Genomic DNA, 17672 nt, shown 5'->3' on the forward strand with positions numbered 1-17672 from the left:
TTCAAACGAACCGGCCAGCCGACTGGCGTATAGGACTACTGTTTTAACGAGTGCATATCGATCACGAAACGATATTTGATATCGCTTTGTTTGATGCGCTCGTAGGCGTGGTTGATGTTATTGATGTCCAACATCTCGATATCGCAGGTGATGTCGTTGTCGGCGCAGAAATCCATCATTTCCTGGGTTTCCGGCATGCCGCCGATCAATGAACCAGCCAGCACGCGTCGATTGCCGACAAGGTTGGCACCCTGCAACTCCGGATCGACGGCATCGAGCAGGCCGACGAGGATGTGGATGCCGTCGAATGTCAGTGCATTCAGATACGGATTGACGTCGTGCGGTACCGGCACGGTGTCCAGCACATAGTCGAGTTGGCCGGCAATGTTGGCCATTTGGTCGTCGTCGCTGGAAATCACGACGTGATGCGCGCCCTGACTGGTCGCTTCTGCGACCTTGCTTTCGGAGCGCGTGAACACCGTGACTTCAGCACCGAGTGCGCGGGCGAATTTGATGCCCATATGACCGAGGCCGCCCATGCCGACGACGCCGACTTTATGCCCAGGTTTGACGCCGTAATGCACCAATGGTGAATAGGTCGTGATGCCAGCGCAGAGCAGGGGGGCGGCGGCTGCGGTATCGAGTTTTTCCGGCACCCGGACAACAAAGCGTTGACTGACGACCACCGCTTCGGAGTAGCCGCCGTAAGTGGTACTGCCGTCATGCGGGTCGTGGCCGTTATAGGTCGGGGTCATGCCGCTGCGGCAATATTGCTCCAAGCCGCGTTCACAGGCTTCGCAGCCGCGGCACGAATCGACCATGCAGCCGACACCCACGATATCGCCGGCCTTGAACTGCGTTACTTCGCTGCCGGTCTCGCTTACACGGCCGATAATCTCGTGACCTGGCACGACTGGATATTCGGTGACACCCCAGTCGTTTTGTGCGAAGTGGATATCGGTGTGACAGACACCGCAGTAGAGAATGTCGATGGCAACGTCGTCCGGCCGCGGTTCGCGCCGGTCGATCGTCAATGGGGCGAGGTTTGAAGCCTGAGATTGTGCACCGTAAGCGCGTGCTTCGCTCATCTATGAAACTCCGTTTATGGATCATGTGCCGGGCCATTCGCGCACTGTTTAGGTGCCCGAAAGTCCCAGCCCGTTAGGCGATATTATTTTGCTTATGGCAATGGAAATGCGGGCTGCGATAATTAATTTCAATCGCCCGCCGGGGCATCGCCATAGAGGCGTCGAATCTAGCCTCGGGCGAACCAGCCAGCCACGATGAGTACAGCAATGCCCAACAGCACCGGCATCACAACGCGTGAGATCCATTCCAGCCGATGGACGCGGGTGTCATAACCGCGTTTGACCCAATGCAGTTTGAGCGTTGAGCTGGCGATACCGTAGAGGAGCATCAGATAGACCACAAAATAGAGATAGTCGAGAAGCGTGAGATAGCTGATATCCGGTAGCTGACGCGAGGTTTTGAGACTGAAGGACACGGTGGTCAACAGCGCTATGACGCCGAGGTTTAGCCGCGCGGTAAACGGCGGCCCTTCGACCGGTACGAACAACATCGCGTAGCCCAGCATCAACACGAAGAATAGCGGCGCCAGATTGGATAGGACGTAGCTGCTGGCCAGGCGTTGCACGTGTACCAGCACGTTCAGGCGTGAGTAATCGATATGCGATTGGCGGTTGGTGCGCAGTAGATGCGGGTCACCGAGCGATGATTGCGTGGAATCCGAGTCCGCGAACACGTGGATATTGGCTAGCCGCCACGCTGTGGAGTGATGCAGTAGCCCACGCTCGGTATCGCCAGTGCCTGGTCTCATGCCGATACGATCCGGCACGAGTTTGACATGGTTGGCCTGCGTGTCCTTGGGCCGCATACGGATGGCTAATGTCTGCGAGTCGAACGGGAATTGGTGGAAATCAAAATCGGCGGCAAAGGTAGCATCGGCACGGTACGCGACGTAGTGTTGACCGTCTTCGGTTCTTTCAGCGACCGGGGTGCCGAGGTCGACCGACTCTAGCGAGCGGTTGAAGATAATGTTATCGGGGTTGAAATCCGATGCGTCGAGATAGCGAAACCAAAGATAAAAATCGGCTTTAAATGTCGAGCTGTGGGTATCGATATTGCGGATACTGCGGATATCGATGCCGGTGTAGACAATATTGGTTTTGTCGTAGCGGTGGCCGCCCATCGTGACTTTTCGGTCTGGACTGGCTTTTGTATCCGGGGGCGGGGTGGCGGACTCGTTGCCGGCCGGCGTCAACTGAACAGGCGCCGAGATCAGTTGCCCGCGCGAATACATGCCGAAAGTCGAAGGTTTGATCACGCCGCCGTTTTCATTGAAATACAGCAACCCGGTGATGCCGCGATAAGCCGTTGTCAGCGAGTGGTGGCGGCCGAGCTGTTTTTGTAGTGCGTCGCGCAGCCCGCGCGTTGAATGGTCGCCGTCGAGCTGTTTTAAAGCGGCGGCGATCATCCCCACAGCGTCGTAGTTCGGCGCCGCGACTGGCCGTGGTTCGCGTTGGTAACGAGTGCGAAACGCGCCGATAAATGCTTGGGCCTTTTCGTTGGCCACGTCCGGCAGAAAATAAGTCGTCGCGAAGATGCCGTTAGTGGCTTGGGCCATCGTCGCGTCCGACTGTTTTAGCGAGCTAAATGCCTGTCGGAATGAGTTTAGACCGACAGCATCGCCGCCGATTATGGTTAAGTCCACGTTAGCGGCATGGAGTTTGGTTACCAGCCGCGCCGCGTCGTGTCCCAGCAGACCGATGTATAACGCACCGGGATGGGGTTGTTTTTTGAGTCGTGCCACGATCTTGTCGAGACGTTTGCCGGTAGCCGGTTTCGATGAATCCACCGCAAAACGATGCTTGATTTGCATACCGAGGCTTCTGGCTTTGTCGATGTAGGCGCGCGCCAGCGTTTTGCCGTAGGCGTCGGTCTCGTAGACCACGCTTACGTTTTTCTGATTCAGTACTCCGTCGGTATATAGCGCGCTGAAGCGACCCTTGCTGTCGTTGTCCGGTACGACCCGGAAATACCAGGGATTGTTTTGAACCAGCTCGGGCGCTGTCGAGCTGCCGGTTACCACTGGCATGTTTTTATTTTTGAAAACCGGCGCCGCCGTGACCGAGACCGAGGAAAAATAGGCTCCGACAGCCGCGATGGCGTCGCTGTCGGCGATTTTATTGGCCAGTTGACGGCCGTGCTTCGGGTTCGACTTGGTGTCGTATGGTGTAAGCGCCAGCGGCCGGCCATCGATGCCGCCGTTTTGGTTGACTCTTTTGGCTTGGAGTTTGGCCGCCGCAAGCATTGCTTGACCGCTCTCGGCGTAGTCGCCGCTCATGGGGCCGAGAACGGCAATTTCGACGGGCCGTGGCTGGGATTGCCAGTACAGCAGGCTGCCTACGATACCCACGCATATCAGAAGACTGGCAACTGTGGCCAGAATACCGCGGAGCCCGAAACGCCGCCCGTCTGTCGCCATTGTTCCCCGGTTATGTGCTGCCGTTTAGTTATGTCGAATACAGCCCACTGGTTTATACCACGTTGTACGCTATATGACATTGAACAGGGCGTGCCACAGGATGTTGCAATAATCCGATGCGTAAGGAATTGAGCCTAGGACACTATCGATTGACGCTGCCGCCGTGGTGGGGTGCTTTGTTGGTTGCAATTATCGTGCCCGGGCTTTGCGCACTCGGTGTTTGGCAGATTCAGCGCGCCCATTATAAGGAGCGCTTGCAGGCTACGATCCAGGCGGCGCGCGCCCAGGGCCCCCAGCCATTGCGGGCGGGCACCGCGCGTGACGCCGCGAACGGTGGGTCATCGGCGCTGGCGTATCGACAACGGTATGTCGTCACCGGCCGCTATGATGAGGCGCATCAGATACTGTTAACCGACCAAAGCCAGGGGCAGCGTATTGGCTACCGCGTCTGGACGCCCCTGGTTCTAACCAACGGCGTACGCGTCATGGTCGATCGTGGCTGGATCCCGCGGGCGGATGAACAGTCCAAACAGCCACCCAATCCGCCGGCACCGGACGGTACGGTTCGCATTAAAGGGAGTTGGCGCAACTATCCGCAGCCGGGGCTCGAGTTCGGCCTACGTGATCAAGCGTGTCATCCGGATCGCTGGCCACGGACGCTGAGCTATCCCGGGGACGCGACGGTTGCGTGTCAGTATGACGGCCAGGTGGCGAATGGCTTGCTATTACTCGATCCGAAAGCCGACGGAGGCTTTGTCCGCGACTGGGAAGATGGCCGGCTCGGGTTGCCGCCATTTGCCCATTATGCGTATGCATCGCAATGGTTTCTGGGGGCAGTAGTTGCCATTGCCATACTGGTTATAACCAATATGCGTCGTCGAAGTGATGCGTGATGTAAATGTGTCAAATCGGCTGACAGAACACCAGAACAGCGTGCGAATCGCGCTAGGGCGCGCACCGTACTAGTGCGGGCTTACTGCATACCCCAGCCGTGCGTCAGGAGCATGGATTGTCCGGTCAGGGCATTGGTTTTGTAACAGGCCAGCACCACAGCCATTTCGGAGATGTCTTCGACCGTCGTAAATTGGCCGTCCACCGTGCCCTGGAGCATGACATCGCTGACGACTTCGTCTTCACTGATTCCTAGATTTTCCGCCTGTTCTGGAATCTGCTTTTCGACCAGCGGCGTACGTACGAAACCAGGGCAGATCACGTTCGCGCGCACGCCATACTCGGCGCCTTCCTTAGCCACTGTGCGGCACAGGCCGAGCAGGGCATGTTTCGCGCTTACATAAGGTGATTTCAGTGGTGAGGCCTCGTGCGAGTGGATTGAGCCCATGTAGATCACGGTGCCTTTTTGCGCTGCATACATGTGGCGCAGGCATGCCTTGGTGGTCAGAAAGGCGCCGTGCAAATGGATGTCGATGATCTTTTGCCAGTCCTCGTAAGCGAGATTCTCGACCCGATCTATGTGTTGGGCACCGGCGTTGCTGACCAGGACATCCACGCCACCAAAGCGTGACACGGTTTGTTCGACGCCTTGTTCGACAGCCTGTTCGTCGGTCACGTCCATCTCGACGGCCATGGTGCTGTCGCCATTGGCGTCGATATCGCGCGCGGCTGCTTGTGCCCGCTCCCTATCTAGATCAGCGACCGTGACATAGGCGCCGTCGGCCACATACGCCTGGGCAATACTCTTGCCAATACCGCTTGCTGCGCCGGTGACAAGTGCCACCTGATTCTTCATCCGCATGAGCCATGACCTCCGCTGGCGTCCAACTTCCCACCGTATTTATCTGGCGTATACGACTCTTGTGTGCTCATAAGCCAGGCAGCACTGATTATCGCTGGCCAGCCCGTCTTAGTACAGAAATCTACACAAACAAGAGGGAGATAGTGGGGTGCCACCGAGGAGGCTTGTGTGGTTAATGCGCGAGGTCGCAGCTTTTTAGCGACACAAGAGCCTGAGCGAAGCGTGCCTTGCCGGACAGAAGTGGCTTAATGCCGGCTCCGGTCCGGTCGCGTCTATGTGCGCATGCGGCGATCAGGCCAAACCACTACGTTTGGTCGACAGCTAATGACACCTGGTCGCCGCAATCGTCCCGAAAAAATAAAACCCCTGTAAAAACAGGGGCGTAAATGGTGGAGGCGGCGGGATTCGAACCCGCGTCCACGGATTCGCCACCCTCGGGTCTACATGCTTATTTCGCCTTCGGTTGTCGGCCAACGTTGCCCGGCGAACAGGGACCGCGTTGGCTTACCTCCGTTTACTATTAACGAATCGGCCCGGAGTGGGGCTTTATCGCGAGTCTGTAAGAGTCGATACCCGGTTCCAGAAGTACAGACACTTGCCGGATGGGCAGCAGCGGGTTTTATGCCGCTACGGCGTAGTTGTCGTCGTTTGCAACTAGCTTTAATTGCAACTGGTTTTACGAGGTGAGTCGCGACCTCGGCATGCACCTTGGGCGTTGACATCCGCGTCGAAGCCAAATCGCCCCCGGAAATTCGTCACCAGTATAACGCTGCTTGCGCCAGCCGTCAGTTTCTAAGCAACTGGGCCTTGCGGCGTTGCCAGTCGCGTTCTTTTTGGGTTTCACGCTTGTCGTGTTTTTCCTTGCCCGTGGCGAGCGCAACATCGAGTTTGGCGAGGCCTTTTTTCCAATACATGGCGAGCGGGACGACGGTCTGGCCGCGCCGTTCGACAGCCCCCAGTACTTGCGATAGCTCGCGCGCGTTCAAAAGCAGTTTGCGCGTTCGCGTCGGATCCACGTCGGCGGCAAGAAAGGTGGACTCCAACGGTTGAATGTGGGCGCCGAGCAGGAATGCTTCGCCGTATCGCATCCAGACGTAGGCTTCGGCGATACGGCCTTTGCCCGCGCGCAGTGCCTTGACTTCCCACCCCTCGAGTACGATACCGGCTTCGAATCGGTCACCGAGGAAGTAGTCATGGCGCGCACGACGGTTCAGCGCGATGGTGTTGTCGTTGCTGGTTTTGTGCTTCGTCTTGGCCATGAACGTATTATACCCTCGGGTTTTCAGATGGCTTGGCAATGACGCTAGCACTGGACCGGCCGCGTCGCTGGTCTTCCTATACGACGTTCGTTGTGGTGGTTGTCGCAGCGCTGGTCAACCTCAGCGGTTTCTGGCGGCTACCGTACTTGATCGAGGCCAACGGAGGCGCGGCCTTCGTAATGGTTTATCTCGGGGCAGCGCTGCTCGTTGGTGTACCGCTGGTCGCCGGCCAGCTCTTGTTGGTGCGCGGTACCAATCTGGATATTTTCGGCACAGTGGCTACTGTTACCCGACGTAGTCGGGTTGCCGGCTTATGGCGTGCGCTGGCCGCGGTGATGCTTGTCGCGCTGGTATTGCTGCTTGCGGTATACGCTGTTGTCTCGGCCTGGAGCATCGCGTTTGCGGTGCGCGGGTTGGCCGGCGTTTTGCCCACGGAAACGGCTACTGCGGCCACAACATATTTCCACGCATTCCTGCGCGATTCCGCGCGCGGTTGGGGGTGGTTGGTTTTGCTCGCGACCGTTGTTATGGCGGTCGCTGGCGCCGGGTTGCACCGTGGCCTGTCGGTCGTGATGCGCATGCTGGCAGGCTTGCTGGTCTTGGGCTTGGCTGTTGTGTTGATCGCGACGTACGTCTGGGGCGGGAGTGGCTCGGCCCTGGCCAGCTGGCTGACTTTTGGGCCGGCAGCACTTGGATGGCCGGCCGTGATCGCGGCGTTTGGGCAAACCGTTTTCGGGTTAGCGCTTGGCAGTGGCGTGTTGCTTGGGCTTGGCACGTATTTGCCTGCACGTGCACCGGTCGTACGTCTGGCGTGGGCGGTGGTCGCCGGTCAGGTTGTTGTGTCGTTGCTCGCGGCCGCCGCCGTTGTCGCGATCATTCATCCCGAGGGTGCTACGCGGCTGGATGCGCTGCAGCAGCTGTTCGTTGTTATCCCCGCGCACGGTGGCGCGTTTGGTTTGGCCGAGCTGCTGCTGGCTGTGCTCGCGGTCGCGGCGATCACGACGATGTTGGCGCTTTTCGAGCCGCTCGTTTTGTTTATTGAGCGCCGACTCGAGTGGTCGCGTATCCGCGCCAGTGTCAGTGCGGCCGGCGTTATTTTGTTGGTCGCCGGTTTTGCCTTGTTGTCCTATGGTCCACTGACGGCCTGGCCGGGTGTTGGTCGGGATGTGTTCGGTGGCTTGATTTGGCTGGTTGGTGGTGTGTTGTTGCCGGTCGGCGCATTATGGCTCGCTGCCGTGTCGATTGCCGCCGTCGAAAAAAGGCTCGCTGTCGCGCATCGTGATGGCGACACAGTCGGTGGTCTGAAACTGTGGCTGGGGCTGCTCCGACTGCCGGCGTTGCTTGCGCTTATGGTCGTGGCTGTAGAGAGCAGCGGGCTGTTGGCGTGGGCGCGCGCGCTTTGGGCGGAGTGAGCTTGGTGGCTGACGAGACGCTACGCGTGGAAGTCGTTTTTGCGCTGCCCGGTCGGGTTTGGCGTGAAGCGGTGATGTTGCCAGCCGCAAGCACAGTGGCCGATGCCGTCGCCGCGTCTGGACTGGCCTCGGTCTGTGCAGATGAAACCGGCGAGCCGCCGGCTGGTTACGGTGTCTACGGGCGCAGCGTTCGCCCGTCCGAGGTGCTTATCGACGGCCAGCGCGTCGAGATTTATCGCCCGCTGATTATCGATCCGCGTAAAAGACGACGTGAGCGCGAGGCGCGTTAGCTGTCGATTTGATTCTGACCGTTGCCGGCCGCGTCGTTTTTGCCATCGCCGACCTGCGACGTGAATTCGGCGTTGCCGCTGACTTTGGCCAGTTTGTCCTGGTTGAAATACAGGATCAGCTTTGAGCGATTTTCATGGGCGCGGGGGTTGCGGTAATAGAACACATAGTTCTGCCGGTCCGCGTCGAATTTGGGTTTGACAAGCGGCGTGCCCAGCAAATATTTGACTTGCTTGCGCGTCATGCCGAGCTTGAGTTTGCTTACTTTGTTCGGCGCAATGGTGTTGCCCTGGACAATCGGTGTTCGGTAATAACCGGGTACGCCGCCTTGGCAAGCTGCAAGCACCAGAGGAGTCAGTAACAGGATCGTCTTTTTCATAACGCGGTTTTGCTCGGCGTCGACGTCATAATGGTTGAAACAGGTCTCGCCTTGCCGACGTTCCTGTGAAATCCCTTTTCTTTGGCCGGCATCATATAGAAGCGTTGGCGGGGTTCCAAATAGCGCGGTTTGAGGCGAATGGCAATACGGTGGCTGGGCCCGTGGCCCTGGCATTAATCGGGTTCTGCACGGGCTAGCATATCGGCGGCGTGGGCGCGTGTCTGCCCGGTTAGTTCGATGCCGCCCAGCATGCGCGCGATTTCTTCAACCCGCTCGGTTTCGTCGAGCGCGTGGATTGTCGTCGCGGTGCTGTGATCATCGCTATCCTTGGCCACGGCGAGCTGATGCTGGGCTTGGGCGGCAACCTGGGGCAGATGGGTCACACACAGGCTCTGGCCACCGGCGCCCAGTGCGCGCAATTGACGGCCCACGATCTCGGCTACGCCGCCGCCGATCCCGGCGTCGACTTCGTCGAAAACCATGGTCGGCACGCGGCGCCCGCTGGCAGCTGCCACTTCGATTGCCAACCCCAGACGCGATAATTCGCCGCCGGAGGCGACTCGGTCGATCGAACGCGAGGTTTGACCGGGATTGGCCGCGATGCCGAACGTCACGCTGTCCACGCCGTGTGCCGAGACATAAGTGGCCGGATCTTCGGCTTTGACACTGATATTAAACGTCGCCTTCGGCATGCCGAGTGAGGCCACTATTTCTGTGACCGCGGCAGCCAGTTTGTGGCCTGCGGCGCTACGCATGGTGCTGAGCTGCTCGGCTTTATCGCGGTATGTCGCGGCGAGTGATTCGACTTTGGCTCTTAGCTCGGCGAGTCGTTCATCGGCGTTTTCAAGATTGGCCAGCTCACGTTCCAGATGGCTTTTTTTATCGGCGAGCTCGGCGGTCTCGCAGCGGTGCTTACGGGCCAGATCGCTGAGTGTGGTCATGCGCTCTTCGACGTAGGCCAGTCGCTCGGGATCGATCTGTACGCTGTCTAGATGGCGGCGCAGGCCGTCGGCGCATTCATCGGCCTGGATGCGTGCGCTGGTCGCCAGTTCAGAGATTTCCCCAAAGCCTGGATCGGTCTCGACGAGCTCACCGAGCGTGCGTTCAGCAACGGCGAGTTGGTCACTGGCGCCGGCCGGTTCACTCGCGGTCAGAGCTGCCAGCGCGTGTTGGCCGTCGGCGATCAACCGTTCGGCGCTGGCAAGGCGCCGCTGTTCGGCCTCTAAATTCGCGATCGATTCGTCGGCGACGGCGGCGTCTTCGAGTTCGCGAATCTGATAGCGGAGCACGTCGGCACGCATGGCGCCGTCGTCGTCGGTTTGTTCGATGGCCGCGATTGCTCGGCGGTGGGCGTCGATTTGCGCTGCGGTCTCGGCGACTTCGCCAAGTAGATCGTCGTGGCCACCGTATTCGTCGACGATCGCGCGCTGCGAGGCCGCTCGCGTTAAGCGCTGATGTGCGTGCTGGCCGACGATTTCAACGAGTTGATTGCCCAGCGAGCGCAGTGAGCGCGCCGGCACGGCCTGGCCGTTGATCCAGCAGCGGCTGCGGCCTTGGCTATTGATCACGCGTCGGAGTACGCACTCATCCTCGTCGGCCAGTTCCTGTTCCGACAGCCAGGCAGCGGCGTCGGGGGCATCGGCCAAATCGAAGCGGGCGCTGATGGTGGTTTTGTCGCAACCGTCACGCACGACGTCTGCGCCCGCGCGATCGCCCAGCAGTAGGCCGAGTGCGCCAACCAAGATCGATTTGCCGGCGCCGGTTTCGCCCGATAACACGGTCATGCCGGCGCCGAGTTCAATGTCGACGCGGTCGATGATGGCGAAGTTGTCGACCGCAAGTTCGATCAGCATGGCGCTGCTTCTCTAGCCGGTGGTGTCTTGACCCCGGCCCCAATGGAGTTTGTTGCGCAGGATACTGAAATAGTCGTAGCCATCGGCGTGAATCAATGTCAGCGAGCAGGCCGCGCGCTGGATGATCAGCCGGTCGCCGGGGGCCAGATCGGCGCCGATTTCACCATCGCGCGTGAATAGGGCGTCGTCGCGTCGGTCGCCGCCGATGACGATTTCCACGGTTCGGTTGGCGTCGAGGATGATCGGCCGGTCCGATAGCGTGTGTGGGCAGATCGGGACCATTGCCAGAGCGCCCAGATCGGGGTGGATGACCGGGCCGCCGGCCGACAGCGCGTGGGCGGTTGAGCCCGTAGGCGTGGCGATAACGATGCCGTCGGCGCGATGCTGACTGATAAACGTACCGTCCATCCAGGTATCGAAATCCATAACGCGTGCGACGGCGCGATTGCGGACCACGCATTCATTAACCGCGATCAGCTGTTCGTCCGGTTCACCGAGGTCGTGGTTGTTTTCGGCGCGCACCACCGTGGCCTGAAGTAGCGTGCGTGCGTCGCGCATGAAGCGTCCGGAAAAAACCGCATCGAGGGCATCGGCGACCTCGAACGGCGCGACGTCTACGGTGAATCCCAAGCGGCCGAGGTTGATGCCGAGCACGGGCGTGTCGGCCGGTGCGAGCCAGCGGCTGGCCTCCAACAAGGTGCCGTCGCCACCGAGCACCAATACCAGATCGGATTTCTGGGCCAGTTCGGCTGGCTCCGAGGAGAAGGTGTTGTCGAGGTTACCGCTGGGCTGGCGTGCGTCCAGACACACACGTCGACCGCGTGCCACGAGGTCGGCGATTACTCGATCGCGGGTAGCGATCGTGGCCGCGTCGCTGTTGCGTGCAATCACGCCAACGGTTGGAAATGGTTCGGTCATTGCAAAAGCCTGACGGGGAACGCGGGCACGGCGACACAAGCATAAATCAGCCGTCGGCGTGCTGCGAATCTGCGATCGAGTTGACGTCTATGCGCGCCTGGCTGTTGAAAAGCGACAACTCGACCCTACAACAACCGTAAGCGGACATGATCCGTGTATCAATGTATTCAACAGCAAACAGACGTTATGACGCAGCATCAGGACCCAAGTAACGCCGATCCGAGCGTAACGCCGGACGGCGAACAGGACGTAGCCGATGGCTTGACGCCCGAGCCGGATGTGGAGAACGACGATACAGTCGAGCAAAAGCCGGATGATGGTGCCGCGCCCGACAGCGTAGCCGCGACCGACGAACTTCAGGCCGAACTGGATCAGGCACGCGCCGAAGCCGAGCAGTATCGCGATCAACTTGCTCGCCTGAATGCAGAGATGGAAAACGTCCGCAAACGATCGCAGCGTGACGTTGAATCCGCACGTAAATTCGCGGTGGAAAAATTTGCCAGCGATCTGCTTGAGGTTCGCGACAGCCTTGAAATGGGGCTAAACGAGGCCAATCGACCGGACGCGGATTTCAGTCAGTTTTATGACGGCATGGAGCTGACTCGCCGGAATTTTGCCGCGAGCATGGAAAAAGTCGGTATCGAAGTGGTCAATCCGGAAGGTGAGGCATTCGACCCGGGGCAGCATGAAGCGGTCACGGCCCAGCCGACGAGCGACTACGCGCCGAATACGATCACGGCTGTTATGCAGAAAGGTTATCTACTGAACGGACGGGTGCTGCGTGCGGCGAAGGTCGTCGTGGCCAAGGCGCCGGCGGACGATCAGTAGGCCGTGTTTATGGCCGGGGCGTGCCGTGCCGGTGGTTGAAAACGCCAGGCGCGGGGTCATGTTCCGGATAAGCGCGGAAACTTAATTTCAAAGTTCAATAAGTTATAGCGAGGGGTGAATTAAATGAGTAAAGTCATCGGAATCGACCTGGGCACGACCAACTCGTGTGTGGCCGTTTACGAGGGCGGCCAGGCCAAGGTCATCGAAAACGCGGAAGGCGAGCGTACGACACCGAGTGTCGTCGCGTTCAGCGAAGACGGGCAGACGCTGGTCGGCCGGCCGGCCCGGCGCCAAGCGGTCACCAACCCGACCGATACGCTGTACGCTATCAAGCGGCTGATCGGGCGCACTTTCGATGACCCGACCACGCAGCGCGATATCAAGGAAGTCCCGTTCAATATCGTCAAATCCGATAACGGGGACGCCTGGGTCGAGGCCGGCGGTCAGAAAATGGCGCCGCCGGAGATTTCGGCGAAAGTGCTGCAGAAGATGAAATCTTCCGCCGAAGACTATCTCGGCGAGTCGGTCAGCGAAGCTGTGGTAACAGTGCCGGCCTACTTCAACGACAGCCAGCGCCAGGCCACCAAGGATGCGGGCCGCATCGCGGGGCTGGACGTCAAGCGCATTATCAACGAGCCGACCGCGGCTGCGCTTGCCTACGGCATGGACAAGCAGGGCGACAAGAAAATCGCCGTGTTCGACCTCGGTGGCGGCACGTTCGATATCTCGATCATCGAAGTGGCCAACGTCGACGGTGAGCACCAGTTCGAAGTGCACGCCACCAACGGCGATACGTTCCTGGGCGGTGAAGACTTCGACAAGAAGATCATCGATCACCTGGCTGACGAGTTCAAGAAAGAACAAGGCATTGATCTGCGCGAAGACAAGTTGGCGCTGCAGCGGCTCAAGGAAGCCGGCGAGCGCGCCAAGATCGAGTTGTCTTCGACCGAGCAAACCGAGGTCAACCTGCCGTACGTCACGGCCGACCAATCAGGGCCCAAGCACCTCAACGTCAAGATCACGCGTTCCAAGCTCGAATCGTTGGTCGAAGACCTGATCGCGCGTACGATCGACCCGTGCCGCACGGCGCTCAAGGACGCCGGCTTGAAAGCGGGCGAGATCGACGATGTGGTGTTGGTCGGTGGCCAGACGCGGATGCCGGCCGTCCAGGAAGCGGTCAAGAACTTCTTCAATAAGGACGCCCGCAAGGACGTCAACCCGGACGAGGCCGTGGCAGTTGGCGCGGGCATTCAGGGCTCGGTCCTGGCTGGCGACACGTCGGACGTGCTGCTTCTCGACGTCACGCCGCTTAGCCTCGGTATCGAGACGCTTGGTGGCAAGATGACCAAGTTGATCGAGAAAAACACCACAATTCCGACACGCAAGTCGGAAGTGTTCTCGACCGCCGAGGACAACCAGTCCGCAGTGACGGTCCATGTGCTGCAGGGCGAACGCGAGCAGGCCAATGCGAACAAATCGCTCGGCCGGTTTGACCTGTCAGATATTCCTCCGGCGCCCCGCGGTACGCCGCAGATCGAAGTCACGTTCGATATCGATGCCAACGGCATCCTCAACGTCTCGGCGCAGGACAAGGCCACGGGCAAGGAGCAATCGATCGAGATTCGTGCCTCGTCGGGCCTGTCGGAAGACGAAGTCGACCGTATGGTCCAAGATGCCGAAACCCACGCCGAGGAAGACCGCAAGTTCGACGAGCTGATCTCGGCTCGCAACCAGGCCGACGGCGTCATCCACAGCACCGAAAAGGCGCTCAAGGACTTGGGCGATCAGGTCAGCGACGAGGAGCGCAAACCGGTCGACGATGCCATCGCCGAGCTGCGGACCGCACTGGAAGGCGAAGACAAGGACGACATCGAAACCAAGAGCCAGCAGGTTTCCGAGGCGGCTGCGCCGATCATGCAAAAGGCTTATAGCCAGGGCGCAGAAGACCAGGGTGAAGAAGGTTCCGAACAGTCGGCCAGCAGCAGCGACAGCTCGGACGACGTGGTCGATGCCGATTTCGAGGAGGTCAACGACGACGACAAGAAGTCGGGCACCAACTCGTAACATCAGCACCTACTGCTGCGTGACACCAACCGGGGCAGCAGGCCGCTGCCCCGGTCTTTTTCGTTGAAACAACGCTAGACAATCATGGCCAAACGCGACTACTACGAAATCCTCGGCATTTCCAAATCGGCTTCCGCTGACGAAATCAAGAAAGCCTATCGACGGTTGGCGATGAAGAATCATCCGGACCGTAATCCGGACGACGAGGAGGCCGAAGCCAAATTCAAGGAGGCCTCGGAAGCCTACGAAGTGCTGTCGGACGATCAAAAACGCGCTGCTTATGACCAGTTCGGTCATCAGGGCGTTGGCGGTGCAGCTGGCGGCGGTGCGCAGCCGGGTGCGGGCGGTTTCGAGGATATCTTCGGGGATATTTTCTCGGATATCTTCGGCGGCGGTCGTGGCGGAGGCCGCTCACGCGCGGCCCGCGGCTCGGATCTTCGCTACGATATGGAGCTGGATCTAGAGACCGCGATTGCTGGCGACACCGAAGAAGTACGCATTCCCACGTTGGAGGAATGCGAAGCCTGCAACGGTGATGGTGCCGAACCGGGCTCCAGCGTCGACACCTGCGATACCTGTCAAGGTATGGGCCAGGTCCGTATCCAGCAGGGCTTCCTCTCGGTCCAACAAGCTTGTCCCGATTGCCAAGGCCGCGGTAAACGGGTGCAAAATCCTTGCCGTAAATGTAGCGGTGAAGGCCGGATACGTTCGTCGAAAACCTTGTCGGTGCGGGTCCCGCCGGGCGTCGACGATGGCGATCGAATCCGTCTGTCGGGCGAAGGCGAAGCCGGTGAGCAGGGCGGTCCGCCGGGCGATCTTTACGTGCAGGTTAATGTCAAACCGCATGATCTGTTCGAGCGCGACGGCAACGACCTGCGTGCCGATGTGCCGGTCGATATGGTTACGGCTGCACTGGGCGGCAACATCGACGTGCCGACGCTAAACGGGAAGGTTAATCTCCGCATTCCGCCGGAGACCCAGACTGGCCGCAGTTTCCGGCTGCGTGGCAAGGGCGTGCAGTCTGTGCGTACCTCGTCGCCTGGTGATCTGTTGTGCCGCGTCCAGGTCGAGACACCGGTCAATCTGAACAATGAACAAAAGGAATTGCTGGGGCAATTGCGCGATAGTCTCGACAATAGCGCCAAAAGCCACAGTCCGAAGATCAATTCGTGGCTCGACAAGGCCAAGCGTTTCTTCGGTGAGCGGGCCGGTTGATTAGCGCGTTTGTTATGTATCGGGTCGCGATCAATGGCGTTGCGGGGCGCATGGGGCGTGAACTCGTCACGGCCGTGGCACGGCGTGACGATCTGAAGCTCACCGCCGCGTTCGATGCGCCCGACGGCGCTACGATCGGCCAGGATGCTGGTCGGCTCGCTGGTGGCGAAGACGCTGGCGTGTGCGTTACCGAATCGGCGTCGATGAACGACGCTGAATTTGACGTCGTTATCGATTTTTCCTCGCCGGCCGCCTGTGTTGAGGCGGTCGAGCGTGCTATCGAGAAAAATGCCGCTATCGTGATTGGCACGACCGGTTTGAGTGCGGATCAGCAGGCCGTGATCGACCGCAGCGCCCAGCGTGTATCGATCGTGCAGGCGCCAAATTACAGCGCCGGAGTTAACTTGAGCCTGGATCTGCTTCGAACCGCGGCTCGTGTGCTCGGCGATTCGGTCGATATTGAAATCATCGAGGGCCACCATCGCAACAAGGTCGACGCGCCGTCAGGTACCGCGTTGAAGATGGGCGAGGTCGTGGCCGAGACCACCGGGCGCGATCTGGAGCATGACGCCGTCTATGCGCGTCAAGGCCACACCGGCGTGCGCGATCGCCGCAGTATCGGCTTCCAGACCATACGTGGCGGCGATATTGTTGGCGAACACACGGTGTTGTTCGCGGGCGATGGTGAGCGCATCGAGATCACGCACAAAGCGTCGTCCCGCCAAACGTTTGCCGGCGGTGCTGCGCGGGCTGCGGCCTGGGCGGCCGGGCAATCACCGGGTCATTACGATATGGCCGACGTACTCGAGCTCCGAATCGGCGATTGACCCGCTGGCCTGATGTCGGGCCGGCACGCTATAATGAGCTAACGTTCCCCAACCAATTGGAGACACGCGTGCGGCCGACTGCGTTGCTCGCCCTGGAAGATGGCAGCTTGTTCTATGGCCGCGCTATAGGCGCTGAAGGTTCAACAGTTGGTGAGGTGGTTTTCAATACCGCCATGACGGGATATCAGGAAATCCTGACCGATCCGTCGTATCGCCAACAACTGGTCACGCTGACGTATCCGCACGTTGGTAATACCGGTACGAACGAGGAAGACGTCGAGTCCGGCGCGGTACAGGCCGCGGGCTTGATTCTGCGCGAATGTCCGCGCAATCCTAGTAACTGGCGAAACCAGTCACCGCTCGGTACCTATTTGGCCGATAACAATACGGTTGGCATCGGTGGCCTCGACACCCGCGCATTGACCAATCTGCTGCGCGACAAAGGCGCGCAGAACGGCTGTATCGTCGCTGGTGGCGATCTCGACAGTGATGACGCGCTTGCCAAAGCGTGCGCGTTTCCAGGGCTGAAAGGCGCGGATTTGGCCGCTGACGCCGGGACGGCAACGGCCTATGAGTGGACCGTGCCGAGCTGGCAAGGGCCAGGACTGCCCGCGGCTGAGCGCACTGCGCCTGCATTCCATGTGGCCGTCTACGATTACGGCGTGAAATACAACATCCTGCGCTGCCTGATCGATGTCGGCGCGCGCGTGACGGTCGTGCCGCCGCGGCAATCGCTAGACGAGACGTTGGCACTTGGCGTCGATGGTGTTGTCCTGGCCAACGGACCAGGCGACCCCGATCCTTGCGACTACGCGATCGAGACGGCGCGCGAACTCATCGAGCGCGAGGTTCCCACCTTCGGCATCTGTCTCGGCCATCAAATTTTGTCGTTGGCTGTCGGTGCCACCAGTCACAAGATGAAGTTCGGTCACCACGGCGCGAATCATCCAGTGGTCGAGATCGCCAGCGGCGATGTGATGATCTCCAGCCAGAACCATGGCTTTGCCATCGACGAGGCAAGCCTGCCAGACGGCGTCCGCGCGACCCATCGCTCGCTTTTCGATGGCACGTTGCAGGGCATCGAACTCGTCGATAAACCGGTGTTTTCGTTTCAGGGGCACCCCGAAGCCAGCCCGGGACCACACGACGTGGCGCCGTTGTTTCAGCGATTTGTGCGGACCATGCAGGCCAACAGTCCGTCGATGAGCGCGCATGAAAGCCTGTAACGACGCTGTCTCGAGCCGCGTTATGGGCGGCGCTGTCATCGTATGTTGTTGAGTTCGGTGGCTGTCCCTTTGAAAGCAAGGGTCTAACAGCTTTAATGCTGAATCAAAAAGGTCAGCTTATGCATGATCTGCGAACCACGGGCAG

Annotated in this window: 15 protein-coding genes and 1 other RNA gene; 8 read left to right on the top strand and 8 right to left on the bottom strand. The window is 59.7% G+C overall.

All coding sequences use genetic code 11. From position 1 onward, the window contains the following. Positions 1 to 35 precede the first annotated feature (35 nt). Entirely contained in the window at positions 36 to 1088 is a 1053-nt protein-coding gene (locus tag HKX41_09925) for an NAD(P)-dependent alcohol dehydrogenase (GenBank protein ID NNC24460.1), read from the bottom strand. Between the two features lie 167 nt (positions 1089 to 1255). Then, positions 1256 to 3505 (bottom strand): ABC transporter substrate-binding protein, encoded by a 2250-nt coding sequence (locus HKX41_09930; protein ID NNC24461.1) that lies wholly within the window; start codon positions 3503 to 3505, stop codon positions 1256 to 1258. Positions 3506 to 3621: 116 nt separating this feature from the next. On the opposite strand from HKX41_09930, the gene HKX41_09935 reads away from it, so the two are divergent. Then, positions 3622 to 4398: an SURF1 family protein gene (locus tag HKX41_09935; GenBank protein NNC24462.1), complete on the top strand. Its 777-nt coding sequence runs from the start codon at positions 3622 to 3624 to the stop codon at positions 4396 to 4398. An 80-nt stretch (positions 4399 to 4478) separates the two neighbouring features. Here the strand turns inward: HKX41_09935 and HKX41_09940 are convergent, their stop codons facing one another. The 3 genes from HKX41_09940 to smpB all read right to left on the bottom strand — a co-directional run bounded on the left by HKX41_09940 (position 4479) and on the right by smpB (position 6517). After that, positions 4479 to 5258: a 3-hydroxybutyrate dehydrogenase gene (locus HKX41_09940; protein ID NNC24463.1), complete on the bottom strand. Its 780-nt coding sequence runs from the start codon at positions 5256 to 5258 to the stop codon at positions 4479 to 4481. 387 nt (positions 5259 to 5645) lie between these two features. Continuing rightward, positions 5646 to 6004: a transfer-messenger RNA gene (ssrA, locus tag HKX41_09945) on the bottom strand. A 39-nt stretch (positions 6005 to 6043) separates the two neighbouring features. Continuing rightward, positions 6044 to 6517, bottom strand: coding sequence for an SsrA-binding protein SmpB (gene smpB, locus HKX41_09950; protein ID NNC24464.1), 474 nt, complete (start codon positions 6515 to 6517; stop codon positions 6044 to 6046). A 38-nt stretch (positions 6518 to 6555) separates the two neighbouring features. Between smpB and HKX41_09955 the strand changes: the two genes are divergently transcribed. Together HKX41_09955 and HKX41_09960 are read left to right on the top strand one after the other, a co-directional pair. Then, positions 6556 to 7929 carry a sodium-dependent transporter gene (locus HKX41_09955; GenBank protein NNC24465.1) on the top strand — a complete coding sequence of 458 codons (1374 nt, stop codon included), beginning with the start codon at positions 6556 to 6558 and terminating at the stop codon, positions 7927 to 7929. Between the two features lie 5 nt (positions 7930 to 7934). Beyond that, a complete protein-coding gene (locus HKX41_09960) occupies positions 7935 to 8219 on the top strand; it encodes an RnfH family protein (GenBank protein ID NNC24466.1) in 285 nt (94 codons plus the stop codon). On the opposite strand, the gene HKX41_09965 is transcribed toward HKX41_09960, so the two are convergent. The 3 genes from HKX41_09965 to HKX41_09975 form a co-directional block, all read right to left on the bottom strand. Next, on the bottom strand, positions 8216 to 8596 hold the full coding sequence (locus HKX41_09965) for an outer membrane protein assembly factor BamE (GenBank protein ID NNC24467.1): 381 nt from the start codon (positions 8594 to 8596) through the stop codon (positions 8216 to 8218). The two genes, HKX41_09960 and HKX41_09965, sit on opposite strands and share 4 nt — an antisense overlap. Before the next feature lie 173 nt (positions 8597 to 8769). Further along, on the bottom strand, positions 8770 to 10449 hold the full coding sequence (gene recN / locus HKX41_09970) for a DNA repair protein RecN (GenBank protein NNC24468.1): 1680 nt from the start codon (positions 10447 to 10449) through the stop codon (positions 8770 to 8772). Positions 10450 to 10461: 12 nt separating this feature from the next. Next, positions 10462 to 11367, bottom strand: a complete 906-nt coding sequence (locus tag HKX41_09975) for a hypothetical protein (GenBank protein NNC24469.1) — start codon at positions 11365 to 11367, stop codon at positions 10462 to 10464. Positions 11368 to 11553: 186 nt separating this feature from the next. Here HKX41_09975 and grpE point away from each other — a divergent pair, with 186 nt between their 5' ends. The 5 genes from grpE (at position 11554) to carA (ending at position 17527) form a co-directional block, all read left to right on the top strand. After that, the gene (grpE, locus tag HKX41_09980) at positions 11554 to 12195 is read left to right on the top strand and encodes a nucleotide exchange factor GrpE (protein NNC24470.1); all 642 of its coding nucleotides are present in this window, start codon (positions 11554 to 11556) and stop codon (positions 12193 to 12195) included. A 123-nt stretch (positions 12196 to 12318) separates the two neighbouring features. Then, on the top strand, positions 12319 to 14259 hold the full coding sequence (dnaK, locus tag HKX41_09985) for a molecular chaperone DnaK (protein ID NNC24471.1): 1941 nt from the start codon (positions 12319 to 12321) through the stop codon (positions 14257 to 14259). Between the two features lie 84 nt (positions 14260 to 14343). After that, complete coding sequence (gene dnaJ / locus HKX41_09990) at positions 14344 to 15474, top strand: molecular chaperone DnaJ (protein ID NNC24472.1); 1131 nt, start codon at positions 14344 to 14346, stop codon at positions 15472 to 15474. A gap of 14 nt (positions 15475 to 15488) precedes the next feature. Beyond that, positions 15489 to 16301: a 4-hydroxy-tetrahydrodipicolinate reductase gene (gene dapB / locus HKX41_09995; GenBank protein ID NNC24473.1), complete on the top strand. Its 813-nt coding sequence runs from the start codon at positions 15489 to 15491 to the stop codon at positions 16299 to 16301. A 68-nt stretch (positions 16302 to 16369) separates the two neighbouring features. After that, on the top strand, positions 16370 to 17527 hold the full coding sequence (gene carA, locus HKX41_10000; GenBank protein ID NNC24474.1) for a glutamine-hydrolyzing carbamoyl-phosphate synthase small subunit: 1158 nt from the start codon (positions 16370 to 16372) through the stop codon (positions 17525 to 17527). Positions 17528 to 17672: the final 145 nt, after the last annotated feature.

Origin of the sequence: Salifodinibacter halophilus, assembly GCA_012999515.1 — a bacterium.
GTDB classification, from domain to species: Bacteria; Pseudomonadota; Gammaproteobacteria; order Nevskiales; family Salinisphaeraceae; genus Salifodinibacter; species Salifodinibacter halophilus.

Bases quoted from the DNA above. Each gene is read 5' to 3' on its own strand.
- HKX41_09925 (NNC24460.1), bottom strand. From the start codon at position 1,088: ATGAGCGAAGCACGCGCTTACGGTGCACAATCTCAGGCTTCAAACCTC.
- HKX41_09930 (NNC24461.1), bottom strand. From the start codon at position 3,505: ATGGCGACAGACGGGCGGCGTTTCGGGCTCCGCGGTATTCTGGCCACA.
- HKX41_09935 (NNC24462.1), top strand. From the start codon at position 3,622: ATGCGTAAGGAATTGAGCCTAGGACACTATCGATTGACGCTGCCGCCG.
- HKX41_09940 (NNC24463.1), bottom strand. From the start codon at position 5,258: ATGCGGATGAAGAATCAGGTGGCACTTGTCACCGGCGCAGCAAGCGGT.
- smpB (NNC24464.1), bottom strand. From the start codon at position 6,517: ATGGCCAAGACGAAGCACAAAACCAGCAACGACAACACCATCGCGCTG.
- HKX41_09955 (NNC24465.1), top strand. From the start codon at position 6,556: ATGACGCTAGCACTGGACCGGCCGCGTCGCTGGTCTTCCTATACGACG.
- HKX41_09965 (NNC24467.1), bottom strand. From the start codon at position 8,596: ATGAAAAAGACGATCCTGTTACTGACTCCTCTGGTGCTTGCAGCTTGC.
- recN (NNC24468.1), bottom strand. From the start codon at position 10,449: ATGCTGATCGAACTTGCGGTCGACAACTTCGCCATCATCGACCGCGTC.
- HKX41_09975 (NNC24469.1), bottom strand. From the start codon at position 11,367: ATGACCGAACCATTTCCAACCGTTGGCGTGATTGCACGCAACAGCGAC.
- grpE (NNC24470.1), top strand. From the start codon at position 11,554: ATGACGCAGCATCAGGACCCAAGTAACGCCGATCCGAGCGTAACGCCG.
- dnaK (NNC24471.1), top strand. From the start codon at position 12,319: ATGAGTAAAGTCATCGGAATCGACCTGGGCACGACCAACTCGTGTGTG.
- dnaJ (NNC24472.1), top strand. From the start codon at position 14,344: ATGGCCAAACGCGACTACTACGAAATCCTCGGCATTTCCAAATCGGCT.
- dapB (NNC24473.1), top strand. From the start codon at position 15,489: ATGTATCGGGTCGCGATCAATGGCGTTGCGGGGCGCATGGGGCGTGAA.